At 71.2% G+C, this 14,119-nt stretch carries 16 protein-coding genes; 13 read left to right on the top strand and 3 right to left on the bottom strand.

The window, feature by feature from the left end; translation table 11 throughout:
- Positions 1–67 precede the first annotated feature (67 nt).
- The 3 genes from rplM to glmM are packed head-to-tail and all read left to right on the top strand — an operon-like array spanning position 68 to position 2,433.
- Positions 68–514, top strand: coding sequence for a 50S ribosomal protein L13 (rplM, locus tag EDF19_RS06740; protein ID WP_017885500.1), 447 nt, complete (start codon positions 68–70; stop codon positions 512–514).
- 37 nt (positions 515–551) lie between these two features.
- Positions 552–1,037, top strand: coding sequence for a 30S ribosomal protein S9 (gene rpsI / locus EDF19_RS06735; RefSeq protein ID WP_027466716.1), 486 nt, complete (start codon positions 552–554; stop codon positions 1,035–1,037).
- Between the two features lie 22 nt (positions 1,038–1,059).
- Positions 1,060–2,433, top strand: coding sequence for a phosphoglucosamine mutase (gene glmM, locus EDF19_RS06730; protein WP_123680168.1), 1,374 nt, complete (start codon positions 1,060–1,062; stop codon positions 2,431–2,433).
- A gap of 144 nt (positions 2,434–2,577) precedes the next feature.
- On the opposite strand, the gene coaA is transcribed toward glmM, so the two are convergent.
- Both coaA and EDF19_RS06720 read right to left on the bottom strand, forming a co-directional pair.
- Positions 2,578–3,522: a type I pantothenate kinase gene (gene coaA / locus EDF19_RS06725; protein WP_123680167.1), complete on the bottom strand. Its 945-nt coding sequence runs from the start codon at positions 3,520–3,522 to the stop codon at positions 2,578–2,580.
- A gap of 157 nt (positions 3,523–3,679) precedes the next feature.
- On the bottom strand, positions 3,680–4,165 hold the full coding sequence (locus EDF19_RS06720; protein ID WP_123680166.1) for a glutathione peroxidase: 486 nt from the start codon (positions 4,163–4,165) through the stop codon (positions 3,680–3,682).
- Positions 4,166–4,235: 70 nt separating this feature from the next.
- Between EDF19_RS06720 and glmS the strand changes: the two genes are divergently transcribed.
- The 9 genes from glmS (at position 4,236) to EDF19_RS06675 (ending at position 12,435) form a co-directional block, all read left to right on the top strand.
- Complete coding sequence (gene glmS / locus EDF19_RS06715; protein WP_123680165.1) at positions 4,236–6,083, top strand: glutamine--fructose-6-phosphate transaminase (isomerizing); 1,848 nt, start codon at positions 4,236–4,238, stop codon at positions 6,081–6,083.
- Positions 6,084–6,091: 8 nt separating this feature from the next.
- Positions 6,092–6,466 carry a holo-ACP synthase gene (locus EDF19_RS06710; RefSeq protein WP_123680164.1) on the top strand — a complete coding sequence of 125 codons (375 nt, stop codon included), beginning with the start codon at positions 6,092–6,094 and terminating at the stop codon, positions 6,464–6,466.
- Positions 6,463–7,566: an alanine racemase gene (alr, locus tag EDF19_RS06705; RefSeq protein WP_260216994.1), complete on the top strand. Its 1,104-nt coding sequence runs from the start codon at positions 6,463–6,465 to the stop codon at positions 7,564–7,566. Before EDF19_RS06710 ends, alr (EDF19_RS06705) begins: the two co-directional genes overlap by 4 nt.
- The gene (gene alr / locus EDF19_RS06700; RefSeq protein ID WP_185022721.1) at positions 7,563–8,729 is read left to right on the top strand and encodes an alanine racemase; all 1,167 of its coding nucleotides are present in this window, start codon (positions 7,563–7,565) and stop codon (positions 8,727–8,729) included. Before alr (EDF19_RS06705) ends, alr (EDF19_RS06700) begins: the two co-directional genes overlap by 4 nt.
- Positions 8,726–9,238 (top strand): tRNA (adenosine(37)-N6)-threonylcarbamoyltransferase complex ATPase subunit type 1 TsaE, encoded by a 513-nt coding sequence (gene tsaE / locus EDF19_RS06695; RefSeq protein ID WP_260216993.1) that lies wholly within the window; start codon positions 8,726–8,728, stop codon positions 9,236–9,238. The genes alr (EDF19_RS06700) and tsaE overlap by 4 nt, the downstream gene beginning before the upstream one ends.
- 43 nt (positions 9,239–9,281) lie before the next feature.
- On the top strand, positions 9,282–9,917 hold the full coding sequence (tsaB, locus tag EDF19_RS06690) for a tRNA (adenosine(37)-N6)-threonylcarbamoyltransferase complex dimerization subunit type 1 TsaB (RefSeq protein WP_123680161.1): 636 nt from the start codon (positions 9,282–9,284) through the stop codon (positions 9,915–9,917).
- Positions 9,914–10,465 carry a ribosomal protein S18-alanine N-acetyltransferase gene (gene rimI / locus EDF19_RS06685; RefSeq protein WP_260216991.1) on the top strand — a complete coding sequence of 184 codons (552 nt, stop codon included), beginning with the start codon at positions 9,914–9,916 and terminating at the stop codon, positions 10,463–10,465. The genes tsaB and rimI overlap by 4 nt, the downstream gene beginning before the upstream one ends.
- Positions 10,452–11,507: a tRNA (adenosine(37)-N6)-threonylcarbamoyltransferase complex transferase subunit TsaD gene (gene tsaD, locus EDF19_RS06680; RefSeq protein WP_123680160.1), complete on the top strand. Its 1,056-nt coding sequence runs from the start codon at positions 10,452–10,454 to the stop codon at positions 11,505–11,507. The genes rimI and tsaD overlap by 14 nt, the downstream gene beginning before the upstream one ends.
- A gap of 181 nt (positions 11,508–11,688) precedes the next feature.
- Complete coding sequence (locus tag EDF19_RS06675) at positions 11,689–12,435, top strand: DUF4190 domain-containing protein (protein ID WP_123680159.1); 747 nt, start codon at positions 11,689–11,691, stop codon at positions 12,433–12,435.
- Here the strand turns inward: EDF19_RS06675 and EDF19_RS06670 are convergent.
- Positions 12,428–13,618 (bottom strand): class I SAM-dependent methyltransferase, encoded by a 1,191-nt coding sequence (locus EDF19_RS06670; protein ID WP_123680158.1) that lies wholly within the window; start codon positions 13,616–13,618, stop codon positions 12,428–12,430. The two genes, EDF19_RS06675 and EDF19_RS06670, sit on opposite strands and share 8 nt — an antisense overlap.
- 160 nt (positions 13,619–13,778) lie before the next feature.
- On the opposite strand from EDF19_RS06670, the gene groES reads away from it, so the two are divergent.
- Positions 13,779–14,075 carry a co-chaperone GroES gene (gene groES, locus EDF19_RS06665; RefSeq protein ID WP_017885484.1) on the top strand — a complete coding sequence of 99 codons (297 nt, stop codon included), beginning with the start codon at positions 13,779–13,781 and terminating at the stop codon, positions 14,073–14,075.
- Positions 14,076–14,119 lie beyond the last annotated feature (44 nt).

The raw sequence follows: 14,119 nt of genomic DNA, 5'->3' as shown, positions 1-14,119 counted from the left end.
TGCCGTGGGAACCCCGACCGGAGTGGGATTCACGGACTCCTCACCTCGACACGAAAGCAGCACTCCTGTGACTCGCACGTTCTCACCGAAGCCGGCAGACGTCCAGCACGACTGGATCGTCATCGACGCCACCGACGTCGTCCTCGGCCGTCTCGCCACCCACGCCGCGGCGCTCCTGCGCGGCAAGCACAAGGCCACCTTCGCCCAGCACATGGACATGGGTGACTACGTCATCATCGTGAACGCCGACAAGGTCGCCCTGACCGGTTCGAAGCTCGCGAAGAAGGTCTACTACCGTCACTCGGGTTACCCGGGCGGCCTCACGGCGACCTCCTACCCGGAGATGCTCGAGAAGCACCCCACCCGCGCCGTCGAGAAGGCGATCCGCGGCATGCTGCCGAAGAACACCCTCGGTCGCGAGCAGCTCAAGAAGCTGAAGGTCTACGCCGGCGCGGAGCACCCGCACGCCGCGCAGCAGCCCAAGGCGTACATCTTCGACCAGGTCGCACAGTAGTTCCGGCCACGACGACTTCAAGGACATAGAGAAACTCATGGCTCAGATCGCTGATTCCCTCGACCAGACCCCGGAGAGCTTCACCACGGAGAGCGCACCCGCCGCTGCCGAGGCCGCTCCCCGTCAGATCCTCAACGTCTCCGGCGGTGCCGTCGGGCGCCGCAAGGAGGCCATCGCGCGCGTCCGCCTCGTTCCGGGCTCCGGCACGTTCGTGGTCAACGGCCGCACGCTCGAGGACTACTTCCCGAACAAGCTGCACCAGCAGCTCATCAACGACCCGTTCAAGGTCCTCGAGCTCCTCGGCTCGTACGACGTCGTCGCCCGCATCACCGGTGGCGGCCCCTCGGGTCAGGCCGGCGCACTCCGCCTCGCCATCGCCCGCACCCTGAACGAGATCGACCGCGAGAACAACCGCGCGACCCTCAAGAAGGCCGGCTTCCTCACCCGTGACGCTCGCGTCATCGAGCGCAAGAAGGCCGGTCTCAAGAAGGCCCGCAAGGCTTCGCAGTTCTCGAAGCGCTAGTCGTCACCGGCTGAAGATCGCAATGCCGCGTCTGTTCGGTACCGACGGGGTTCGTGGTCTCGCCAACGGCGAGCTGACGGCCGCGCTCGCACTGGGTCTTGCCCAGGCGAGCGCGGCCGTCCTCACACACGGACACCATGCCGACGCCCGCCGGGCGTCCGGTCGACCGCGCCCGCGCGCGGTCCTGGCGCGCGACCCGCGCGTCTCCGGTGAGTTCCTCGGTTCCGCTGTCGCGGCCGGGCTCGCCTCTGCCGGCGTCGACGTGCTCGACGCCGGGGTCATCCCCACCCCCGCTGCGGCGTTCCTCGTCGCGGACATCGACGCCGACTTCGGCGTGATGATCTCCGCGTCGCACAACCCCGCCCCGGACAACGGGATCAAGTTCTTCGCCACGGGTGGCCGCAAGCTGCCGGACGAGGTCGAGGACCGCATCGAAGCGGCCATGCACGACCACTCCGCACCGACCCCCACCGGCGCCGACGTCGGCCGGATCACCCGGTTCGCCGACGCCGAGGACCGCTACGTCGTGCACCTGCTCGGCACGCTGCCGCACCGGCTCGACGGCATCCACGTCGTGCTCGACTGCGCGAACGGTGCCGCGGCCGGCGTCTCGCCCGAGGTGTTCGTCAACGCCGGAGCCCGCGTCACCCTGATCGGTGCCGAGCCGGACGGCATGAACATCAACGACGGTGTCGGGTCCACCCACATCGACAACCTGTCGCGCGCCGTGCTCGAAGCCGGTGCGGACGTCGGCATCGCCCACGACGGCGACGCGGACCGCTGCCTCGCGGTGGACGCCGCCGGCAACGCGATCGACGGCGACCAGATCATGGCGATCCTCGCGCTCTCGCTGCAGCAGCGCGGGCGCCTGAAGGACGACACCCTCGTCGCGACGGTGATGTCGAACCTCGGCCTGAAGCGGGCGATGGCGGACGCGGGCATCACGGTGCTCGAGACCGGCGTCGGTGACCGCTACGTGCTCGAGAAGATGACCGAGGGCGACTACTCCATCGGTGGCGAGCAGTCCGGCCACATCATCTTCAACGAGTTCGCCACGACGGGTGACGGCATCCTCACGGGGCTGCACCTGGTCGCCGAGATGGCCCGGACGGGCAAGAGCCTGCAGGAGCTCGCGTCCTGCATGACGATCTTCCCGCAGGTGCTCCTCAACGTCCGCGGGGTCGATCGCCACGGGCTCGCCGACCAGGGCGTGCAGGACGCCATCGCCGCCGCGTCGGCCGCGCTCGGCGACAGCGGCCGTGTCCTGCTCCGCCCCTCGGGCACCGAGCCCGTCGTTCGCGTGATGGTCGAGGCTGCATCCCAGGACGACGCCCAGCGCATCGCCGAGGAGCTCGCCGCCGTGGTGCAGGAGCGCCTGGCGCTCGACGCCGCATAGGGGTCTGTCGCTCGTTCGCCGCGGTGCGCTCGTGCTGCGCGGCGTTCGCGCCCCGCTGCGGTCGTTGCGCCCCGACTCTCCGGGGCGCGATGACCGTACCGGGGCGCAATCGGGCGAGCACCCGCGCACCGGCGCGGCCCGCCGCTAGATCTTGCGGAGCAGGACCGAGTTCACCTTGTGGTTCGCGCCCTTCTTCAGCACCAGGGTGGCGCGGGAGCGGGTGGGCAGCACGTTCTCGAGCAGGTTCGGCTCGTTGATCGCCCGCCACACCTCGGTCGCGGTGCGCACGGCGTCCTCGCGCGAGAGCGAGGCGAACCGGTGGAAGAACGAGTCCGGGCTCGAGAAGGCCTCTTCCTGCAGCGCCAGGAACCGGTCGACGTACCAGGACTCGATGTCCTTCGTCTTGGCGTCGACGTAGATCGTGAAGTCGAACAGGTCGGACAGTGCGAGCCGCCCGTGCACCGGTGGCGCGAGCACGTTGAGGCCCTCGACGATGAGCACGTCCGGCTGCCGCACCACGATCTCGGCGTCCGGCACGATGTCGTAGACCAGGTGCGAGTAGTACGGCGCCCGGACCTCGGCCGCCCCGCTCTTCACCTGGCTCACGAAGCGCAGCAGTGAACGGCGGTCGTACGACTCCGGGAAGCCCTTGCGGTCCATGATCCCGCGGCGTTCGAGCTCGGCGTTCGGGTACAGGAACCCGTCGGTGGTGACGAGCTCCACCCGCGGGGTGTCCGGCCAGCGCTTCGTGAGCTCGCGGAGCAGGCGGGCGACCGTGGACTTCCCGACGGCGACGGAGCCGGCGACGCCGATGACGAACGGCGTCCGACCCGCGCGTTCACCGAGGAACCGACTGGTCTCGGTGTGCAGGTTCCGCGCGCCGGCCGCGTACAGGGTCAGCAGCCGCGACAGGGGCAGGTAGACCTCCTGCACCTCCTGCATGTCCAGGCGGTCACCGAGTCCGCGCAGCTGCACGATCTCGGTCTCGGTGAGCGACAGGTGCTCCTTCGGTGCGAGCTGCGACCACTCGTCGCGTGGGATCTCCACGAAGGGGGTCGGGTGCGCGACGGCGGTCTCCGGGATCGGCATGGGGACGAGCGTATTCGGCCTGGAGGCACGTGGTGCGTGCCGCGCGCTGCGGACGCTGGGCGGGCCTCCTGTCCGTCCTCCGCGCTCCGCGCGCACGCGCTGCTGCGCGACGTCCGCGGTGCTGCCTGACGTCCGCGGTGCTGCGTGGCGTCCGCGGTCAGGCGGGCAGGGCCGCCTCGATGGCTGCGATGACCTCGGGGGCGTCGGGCTTGGTGGTCGGTCGGAAGCGCGACACGGTGCCGTCGGGGGCGACGAGGAACTTCTCGAAGTTCCAGGTGACCCGCCCGGCCTTGCCGTCGGCGTCGGGGGTCTCCTTGAGCGCCTGGTACAGCGGGTGGGCGCTCTTGCCGTTGACCTTGACCTTCTCGGACATCGGGAAGGTGACGCCCCACGTGGTGGAGCAGTACTCGTCGATGGCCTCGGACGAGCCGAGCTCCTGCAGGAACTGGTTGCTCGGGAACCCGAGGACCGTGAAGCCGCGCGGGCCGTACTCCTTCTGGAGCGCCTCGAGCTGCTCGTACTGCGGCGCGAGCCCGCAGCGCGATGCGACGTTCACGACCAGCACCGCCTTGTCCGCGAACGTGCCGAACGTGGTGTCCTCGCCGTGCAGCGTCGTGATCGCGATGTCGTCGAACCGTCCCATGGCCGAAACGTTATCCCCACCCCCGGGACTTCGCAGGGTGGGCGCCCAGGCAGACCGTAGGATCGGTGCCATGTGTGGAATCGTCGGCTACGTCGGCAGCAACAGCAGCCAGGACGTCCTCCTCGGTGGCCTCCGTCGCCTCGAGTACCGCGGCTACGACTCGGCGGGCATCGCCGTGGTCGACCCTGCCGGAGACCTCGTCTCCGCCAAGAAGGCCGGCAAGCTCCAGGCCCTCGTCGACGAGCTCGAGTCGTCGCCGATCCCGGACGGCACCACGGGCATCGGGCACACCCGCTGGGCGACCCACGGCGGCCCGACCGACGGCAACGCGCACCCGCACCTGGCCGACGGCGACAAGCTCGCGCTCATCCACAACGGCATCATCGAGAACTTCTCCGAGCTCCGCGCCGAACTGCAGGCCGAGGGCATCGAGTTCCGCAGCGAGACCGACTCCGAGGTGGCCGCGCACCTGGTCGGCCGGGCGTTCCGGCAGACGGGCGACCTGACCACCGCGATGCAGCAGGCCGTGCAGCGGCTCGAGGGCGCGTTCACGCTCCTCGTCGTGCACGCCGACCAGCCCGGCGTCGTCGTCGGCGCTCGTCGCAACTCGCCCCTCGTGGTCGGGCTCGGCGACGGCGAGAACTTCATGGGCTCGGACGTCGCCGCGTTCGTCGCCTACACGCAGCGCGCGCTGTCGATCGGCCAGGACGAGATCGCGACGATCCGCCCCGACGGTGTCGACGTCATCCACTTCGACGGCTCCCCGGCCAGCCCGAGCGAGTTCGAGGTGAACTGGGACGCCTCCGCCGCCGACAAGGGCGGCTGGAGCTCTTTCATGGCGAAGGAGATCAGCGAGGAGCCCGAAGCCGTCGCGAAGACGATCCTCGGTCGGGTGCACGACGGTGCGGTCACGCTGACCGACCTCGACCCGATCGCCGAGCGTCTGGCGACCGTCGACCGCGTCATCGTGATCGCCTGCGGTACCGCTGCGTACGCCGGCATCCTCGGCAAGTACGCCATCGAGCAGTGGGCGCGCATCCCGGTCGAGGTCGAGCTCGCCCACGAGTTCCGCTACCGCGACCCGGTGCTGGACGAGCGCACCCTCGTCGTCTCGATCAGCCAGTCCGGCGAGACCATGGACACGCTGATGGCCGTCAAGTACGCCCGTGAGCAGGGCGCGCAGGTCCTCTCGATCTGCAACACGCAGGGCGCCACCATCCCGCGTGAGTCCGACGCCGTGATCTACACGCACGCCGGGCCCGAGGTCGCCGTCGCGTCGACGAAGGCCTTCATCGCCCAGGGCGTCGCGCTGTACCTGCTCGGACTGCACCTGGCGACCCTCCGCGGCACGCTCACGACCGAGCAGATCGCCGAGCAGGTCGCCGAGCTCGAGGGCCTCGCCCCGAAGCTGCAGCAGACCATCGACGACGCCGCCGGCATCAAGGACCTCGCCCGCTGGATGGCGGACACCCGCAGCGTCCTGTTCCTCGGCCGCCACGTCGGCTACCCGATCGCGCTCGAGGGTGCGCTGAAGCTCAAGGAACTCGCGTACATCCACGCCGAGGGTTTCGCCGCCGGCGAGCTCAAGCACGGTCCGATCGCGCTCATCGAGCCCGGTCAGATCGTCTTCGTGATCGTGCCGTCGCCCCGCGACCCGCGCTCGCTGCACCCGAAGGTCGTCTCGAACATCCAGGAGATCCGCGCCCGCGGCGCCCGGGTGATCGCGATCGCCGAGGAAGGCGACGCCGCCGTGCTGCCGTTCGCCGACGAGGTCCTGCGGATCCCGCTCGCGACGCCGCTGTTCGAGCCGCTGCTCGCCGTGGCACCGCTGCACATGTTCGGCATGGAGCTCGCCGCGGCCAAGGGCCTCGACGTCGACCAGCCGCGCAACCTCGCGAAGTCGGTCACCGTCGAGTAGTCGCGGACGTGATCATCGGCATCGGGGTCGACGTGGTCGACCTGGAGCGGTTCGAGCGGGTGCTGGTGCGCACGCCGGCGATGCGGGCGCGCCTGTTCACGCCGTCCGAGCAGGTCCGCGACGGTGAACCGCGGCCGATCGCGTCCCTCGCGGCGCGGTTCGCTGCGAAAGAGGCACTGATCAAGGCCTTCGGGTCCAGCGCCGGGCTCAGCTGGCAGGACCTCGAGGTGGTGTCCGACGACCAGCGGAACCCGTCGCTCACGTTGCACCAGCAGGCCCGTCAGGTCGCCGACGCGCGTGGCGTGACGAGCGTGCACCTGTCGCTCTCGCATGATGGAGGGATCGCGACCGCGTTCGTGGTCCTGGAGGGGACATCGCATTGAGTGCGTTCACCGGCATCACGGTCGATCGTGAGGCCCTGATCGAGAACTACGCGACGATCGCCGAGCAGGTCGCTCCGGCCGGCGTCATCGCGGTCGTCAAGGCCAACGCCTACGGGCACGGAGCCCTCGACGCCGCACGGGCGTTCGTCGACGCCGGGGCCGAGTGGCTCGGGGTCGCGGACATCGACGAGGCCGTCGCGCTGCGGCAGGGCGGCATCGACGAGGGCGTCCGGATCCTGGCGTGGCTGCACGCCCCCGACGAGGACTTCCGCCGTGCCGCCCAGTACGACATCACCCCGGCGGTGTCGAGCGTCGAGCAGCTGTCCGCGGCGGCCGACTCCGAGGTCCGTGCGGTGCACATCTGCGTCGACACCGGTCTGAGCCGCAACGGCGCGGTGGAGTCCGAGTGGGCGGAACTGTTCGCGACCGCCGGTTCCCTGGCGCGCGGCGGGAACCGTACCCGCGTCGAGGGGCTCATGTCGCACCTGTCGAACGCGTCGCGGACCGACGACCTCGACCAGGACGCCGCGCTCCAGCGTGCACTCGACGGGCTCGCCGCCAACGGGATCGTGCCCGACGTGGTGCACCTCGCCGCCAGCGCCGCGAGCATCGCCGTCCCGGAGACCCGCCGCGACCTGTCCCGGGTCGGCCTCGCGCTCTACGGCCTCAGCCCGTTCGCCGACCGCACCTCGGCGGACCTCGGGCTCCGGCCGGCCATGCGCGTGACCGCCGCCGTGCTGCGCACCGTGCCGGTCGGCGCGGGAGAGGGCGTCTCCTACGGCTACACCTGGCGGGCGTCGACGGACACCCGTCTCGCCGTCATCGGCCTCGGGTACGCCGACGGCTTCGACCGCGACTTCGGCAACCGCGTCTCGGTCCGGATCGGCGACCGGACCTTCCCGGTGGTGGGACGGGTCGCGATGAACGCGATGCACGTCGACATCGGCGATGCCGACGTCAGCGTCGGCGACGAGGCCGTGCTCTGGGGTGACCCGGCGAACGGTGACCCCGCGGTCGAGGACTGGGCAGCAGCGATCGGCACCATCAACTACGAGGTGGTCGCCCGGGTCGGCCGCAGCGTCGAACGGAGGACCACGTGAGCTCCGCGCCGCTGCGTCAGGCACGCATCGACCTCGACGCCTACCGGGCGAACCTCGACCTCGTGCGCGAGTGGATGAACCCGGTGCAGGTGATGGCGATCATGAAGGCCGACGCCTACGGGCACGGACTCGAGCCGATCGCCCTCGCTGCCGTCGACGCCGGCATCCGCTGGATCGGTGTCCTCACCGTCCCCGCAGCCCTGCGCCTGCGGTCGATCGGCGTCGGCGAGGACGTGCACCTCTTCACGTGGCAGCACGACCCAGCGCTCGACTTCCGCGACGCCATCGACTCCGCGGTCGACCTCGGCGTGTCGAACGTGGCCGAGCTCCGGCGCATCGTCGACGCGGTCGACCAGCGTCCGGCACGGGTGCACCTCGGTGTCGACTCCGGACTGCACCGCGACGGCGCGCCCCCGGCCGACTGGCCCGCCCTGGTCGAACTCGCGCGGGACGCCCAGCGCGACGGCCGCATCGAGGTCGTCGCCGCCTACACGCACCTGGCCGAGTCCTCCGACCACGAGGACAGTGCGGCGGTGTCCGTGTTCGACGCGGCGATCGAGATCGCCGAGGACCTCGGGCTCGACCTCCCGATGGAGCACGTCGCCGCCTCGCTCGCCGGGCTGGAGCGCAAGGAGTTCCGCAAGGACATGGTCCGGATGGGCGCGAACCTGTTCGGGATCCCCGGTGCTGACGGTGTCTCGGCGGCCGACCTCGGGCTCGAGCCCGTGATGACCCTGACCGCCTCGGTCGCGAAGACCAAGCGCGTCCCGGTCGACACCGGCGTCTCCTACGACTACACGTACCGCACCGCTCAGGAGACGACCCTGGCGCTGGTGCCCGTCGGCTACGCCGACGGCGTCCCCCGGTTGGCGCAGGGTCGCATCGAGGTCGCGATCGGCGGCAAGCGGTACCCGATCGCCGGCCGTGTCGCGATGGACCAGTTCCTGGTGGACGTCGGCGACGACGACGTCCAGACCGGCGACACGGTGACGCTGTTCGGCACCGGTGAGCACGACGAGATGACCGTCCTCGAGTGGGGCCGCGAGCTCGGCACCATCGGCGAGGAGATCGTCTGCCGCATCGGCACCCGGGTGCCCCGCGTCTACGAGGGCCACGACGTCGAAGGACGCGTCGGGGAGTACCTGCGGGGCGACCGGCCGTGACCGAGTCCGCACGGGTCCTGCTCGACGTGGCCGTCGACGGCACCGAGGCGATGGGGGAACTCGGGGCGCGGTTGGCTGCGGTCCTGCGTGCGGGTGACCTCGTGGTGCTGACCGGGCCGCTCGGCGCCGGCAAGACGACGCTGACGCGCGGCCTCGGTGCCGCCCTCGGCGCGCGTGGTCAGGTGTCCAGCCCGACGTTCGTGCTCGCCCGGACCCACCCGACGACGGCCGGCCCCGACCTGGTGCACGTCGATGCGTACCGCCTGTCGGACCCCGTGGAGCTCGACGACCTCGACCTGGACTGGGACGCCGCGATCGTCGTCGTCGAGTGGGGGCGCGGCATGGTCGACGGCATCAGCGACAGCGTGCTCGACGTCGAGATCACCCGGGCGACGGGTGCTGAGGCCGGAGCCGCGACCGAGGCTGACGACCCCGACGACGTCCCCGACGAACCCCGACGCGTCGTCGTCACCGCGACCGGGCCGCGTTGGGACGGCGTCACGCTGTAGCAGCGGGCCTCGCGGCCTCGACGGGCACGCCTACGATGGACGGGTGCTGCTCGCCATCGACACCTCCGCCGGGACCTCCGTCGCCGTCGTCGACCCGGCCACCGGCCGAGCCCTCGCGACCCGCGACACCGAGGACAGCCGTCGGCACGCCGAAGTGATCGGCCCGTTCCTGGCCGAGGTCCTCGCCGAAGCGGGCATCACCGGCGCCGACGTCACGGGCGTGGTCGCCGGCATGGGCCCCGGCCCGTTCACCGGCCTGCGCGTCGGGATCGCCGCCGCCCGCACCTTCGCCGCAGCCATCGACGTCCCCGTCCTCCCCCTGGTCAGCCACGACGCCGTCGCCGCCGATCACCGCGCGGGCGGGCAGGACGGCCCGTTCGTCGTCCTGACGGACGCACGCCGGCGCGAGGTCTACTGGAGCGCGTACGACGAGACCGGCACCCGCGTTGCAGGTCCGGGTCTCGCGAAGCCCGCCGATCTCGACGACGTGATCCGTGCCTCCCGGCCCGGAGCGGTGGGCTGGGACCGCGTGACGGCCCTGTCCATCCCTGCCTGGAGGCTCGGATCACTCGCCGCGGACCGGCTCGCGTCCGGCGCGCGGTTCGACCAGGACACGCCCCTGTACCTGCGGGATCCCGACGTCACGGTGCCGGGTGCGCCGAAGCGGGTGAAGCAGTGAGCCTGCCGGACGGCTTCCGCCTGCGGCGGGCACACCCGCAGGACCTCGACGACATCATGTGGCTCGAGCACGTCTCGTTCCCGACCGATGCGTGGTCGGCGTCGCAGATGTCGGGTGAGCTGTACTCCCCGCACGGGTACTACATCGTCATCGAGACCGTCGACGAGTCCGCCGCACCGACGGTCGTCGGGTACGCCGGGCTGTCCTCGCTCGCGGGCAACCCGGTCGCCGACGTGCAGACCATCGCCGTCGCGGCCGAGCAGCGCGGGCACGGACTCGGCCGGGTGCTGTTCACGGAACTCCTCGACGAAGCGCGTCGTCGCGGCGTGCACGAGGTCTTCCTCGAGGTCCGCGCCGACAACCCGGTCGCGCAGACGATGTACACGGCGTTCGGGTTCGAGCACATCGCGACCCGGCCCCGCTACTACCAGCCGGACGGCGTCGACGCGTTGGTGATGCGGGCGGAGCTGGCCGAAGCCGCCCCGTCGTCGGCGGCGACCTCGGGAGTCGGACCGATCGGACAGGAGGCGCTCGATGAGCGTGGCTGAACCACTGGTGCTCGGGATCGAGACGAGCTGCGACGAGACCGGCGTCGGCATCGTGCGGGGGAGCACCCTGCTGGCCAACGTCATCGCGTCGAGCATGGACGAGCACGCCCGGTACGGCGGCGTCGTGCCCGAGGTCGCCGCACGGGCACACCTCGAGGCGATGACGCCGACGTTGCACGAGGCGCTCGAGCGGGCCGGCGTCACCCTCGACGAACTCGACGCCGTCGCCGTCACCGCGGGCCCGGGCCTCGCGGGCGCCCTGATGGTCGGGGTGGGGGCTGCGAAGGCGCTCGCCGTGGCCACCGGCAAGCCGCTGTACGGCGTGAACCACCTGGTCGGGCACGTCGGCGCGGACGTGCTGCGAGCTGACGGCAGCGAGATCGAGCTGCCCACCGTCGCGCTGCTGGTGTCCGGCGGGCACACGTCGCTGCTGCTCGTGAAGGACCTGGTCGGCGACGTCGAACTGCTCGGTGAGACCATCGACGACGCCGCGGGCGAGGCCTTCGACAAGGTCGCACGGCTGCTCGGACTGCCGTACCCGGGCGGGCCGCAGATCGACCGTGCCGCAGCCGAGGGCGACCCGAAGGCCATCCGCTTCCCGCGCGGGCTGACGTTGCCGAAGGACATGGCCGCGCACCGCTACGACTTCTCGTTCTCCGGGCTGAAGACCGCGGTCGCGCGCTGGGTCGAGCGCTGCCGTGACGAAGGGCGCGAGGTCCCGGTGGCCGACGTCGCCGCGAGCTTCCGCGAAGCCGTCGTCGACGTCCTGCTGACCAAGGCCCTCAACGCGTGCCGCGACACCGGCGTCGACCGGCTCCTGCTCGGCGGGGGTGTGGTCGCGAACGCGCGGCTGCGCCGAGTGGCAGAGGAACGGTGTGCGGCCGCCGGTGTGGCGCTGCGGATCCCGCCGTTCGACCTGTGCACGGACAACGGCGCGATGATCGCGGCGGTCGGGGCGCGCCTGGTCGCCGAAGGACACGCGCCGAGCGACCTCGGGATCGCGGCGGACTCGACGTTGCCGGTGACGACCGTCCAGGTCTGAGTCGGACGGGCCGTTGCCGTTCGGGCGTCGGGTCGCGCTGGTCGGTCGGGCGTCGGGCCGCGCTGGTCGGGCGTCGGCCCCGCGCCGGTCGGGCGTCGGCCCCGCGCCGGTCGGGCGTCGGGAGCCTGTGGGAGGATTCACACGGGCGTCGGAGAGACCGGACGCCCGAGAGGGGTGGACGGTGTCCGATCAGAACGAGTGGCCGAAGCCGGGCGAGACGACGCCGAACGGGGCAGCGGCCGGACAACCGGACGGCACGCCCGCACCGGATGCCCCGCAGTACCCCGATGCACCGCAGGCTCCGTCCGCTCCGGAGGCGCCGCAGAACCCGTACGGCCAGCAGCAGAACCCGTACCAGCAGCCCCAGCAGGCGCAGAACCCGTACGCGGCACCGCAGCAGCAGAACCCGTACGGTGAACCGCAGCAGCAGAACCCGTACGCGGCACCCCAGGCTGCCCAGCCGAACCCGTACGCGGCGCCCCAGGCCTCACAGAACCCGTACGCGGCTCCGCAGCAGCAGAACCCCTACGCCGCGCAGCAGCAGCCGAACCCGTACGCGGCACCCCAGCAGCAGAACCCGTACGCCGGTGCCTACAGCTCGACGGGGTACCAGCCCTACGCGCAGCGCCCGAAGACGAACACCCTCGCGATCCTGTCGATCGTGTTCGGCCTCGCCGCGATCCCGATGTGGTTCATCGCCATCGCGCTCGGCCCCGCGGGTGCGATCCTCGGCCACGTCGCGCTCGGCAAGATCAAGCAGAGCGGTGAGGCCGGCCGGGGGCTCGCCCTGACCGGGATCATCGCCGGCTGGGTGATGACCGGCGTCTGGCTGCTCTGGATCGTCTTCATCGTCATCCTCGCCGCGGTCGGCCAGAGCTCGTACTCCGACTACGGGTACGACTCCGGAACCGGCGCCTTCGTCAGCTGAGGCGCTCGCACAGGATCGCGGTGTGACGTCCCTCCAGGCGGGTGAGGACGAGGGTGACGCGCCCGGTCCCGCGCAGCCGCAGCCGCTTGCGGAACTGTGCCGGATCGACGTCGACGCCGCGCTTCTTGATCTCGACGGTGCCGATGCCGTCTGCGGCGAGCCGTGCTGACAGCCGCTTGACGTCGAGCGGCATCGTGTCGAGCACTCGGAAGCCCTGCGCGAACGGCGTCGTGGCGGCTCGGTCCGAGGTCACGTAGGCGATGCCGTCGGAGAGCATGTGCCCGTCGAGCGTGCGTGCCAGGTCCCCGATCAGGCGTGCGCGGATGACGGCGCCGTCCGGCTCGTACAGGTAGGCGCCGAGCGGGCCGACCTCGGCGTCCTCGGAGTCGGCGGGTCCCGTCATCTCGGCGATGCCGTGCGCACCGATCACGGTCGCGGCGCGACGGATCCCCGGCCGGGCGAGGGGGCCGAACCACAGCGCGAGCTCGACGACCTCGCGGTCGACGGAGGTCCACTGCGCCTCGGCCGTGTCCGGGATCAGGTCGCGGTCGATGCCGGGGCCGAGCTTCACGCCGGTCGGGGTCCGGGTGGCGGCGGCGAACACGGTGTCGAGCGACGGCGACCAGTCGTCCGGGTCGGCGAGGCGGCGGGTGTCCGAGTGGCCGCTCGTCCGCCGGGCTGGGTCCATCCAGATGCCGTCGACCCGGGAGACGTCGAACGTCGCTGCGTCGCCCAGTTCGACCCGGGCGTTCGGCCACGGAGCGAGGTTGTGCGTGGCGACGGCCGCGGTGACCTCGTCGCGGTCCACCGCCGTGACGTCGAGGTCGAGTGCCGCCATCGCGAGTGCGTCCCCACCGATCCCGCAGCCCAGGTCGGCAACGCGGGTCACACCGGCCGCGGCGAAGCGTCCGGCGTGCTGCGCGGCGACCTGCAGCCGGGTGGCCTGCTCGAGACCGGCCTCGGTGAAGAGCATGCGTCCGGCGAAGTCGCCGAACTTGCCACGGGCCTTCAGTCGCAGCTTCGCCTGGGTCAGGACCGCGGCGACGAGGCGCGGGTCGTGCCCCTCGGCGCGGAGGCGTGACACCACCCGGACGATCTCACCGCCGTCCGAGACGCCGGGGGTACGGTCGAGCAGGGCCATCCCGTCGGGGGTCAGCAGTGCGGCGAGTTCGGCGGCGTCCATCCTCCGATCCTCCCAGGTGCTGGGTGTTCTCCCGATCTGCTGGCACTCGGATTGACCGAGTGCCAGAGGCCCCCTAGAGTTGGGGTTGGCACTCTCCTGTGCGTAGTGCCAACCCGGTTTTCATCTGTACCGAGTCCGTACCGAGAAAGAAGAGGTCACCGTGGCCGTCAGCATCAAGCCGCTCGAGGATCGCATCGTCATCCGCCAGGTCGAGGCGGAGCAGACCACTGCATCCGGTCTGGTCATCCCCGACACCGCGAAGGAGAAGCCCCAGGAGGGCGAGGTCGTCGCCGTGGGTCCGGGTCGCATCGACGACAACGGCAACCGCGTCCCGCTCGACGTCGCCGTGGGTGACAAGGTCATCTACTCCAAGTACGGCGGAACCGAGGTCAAGTACTCGGGCGAGGACCTGCTGGTCCTGTCGGCCCGCGACGTCCTCGCGGTCATCGTTCACTGAGTCCAGTACTCGGTTCGCGACGCCCCGTCGGCCTGTTGGCCGGC

The organism is Curtobacterium sp. PhB115 (assembly GCF_003752025.1).
Classification (GTDB): Bacteria; Actinomycetota; Actinomycetes; order Actinomycetales; family Microbacteriaceae; genus Curtobacterium.
This window is presented reverse-complemented; position numbering and strand designations above follow the sequence as displayed.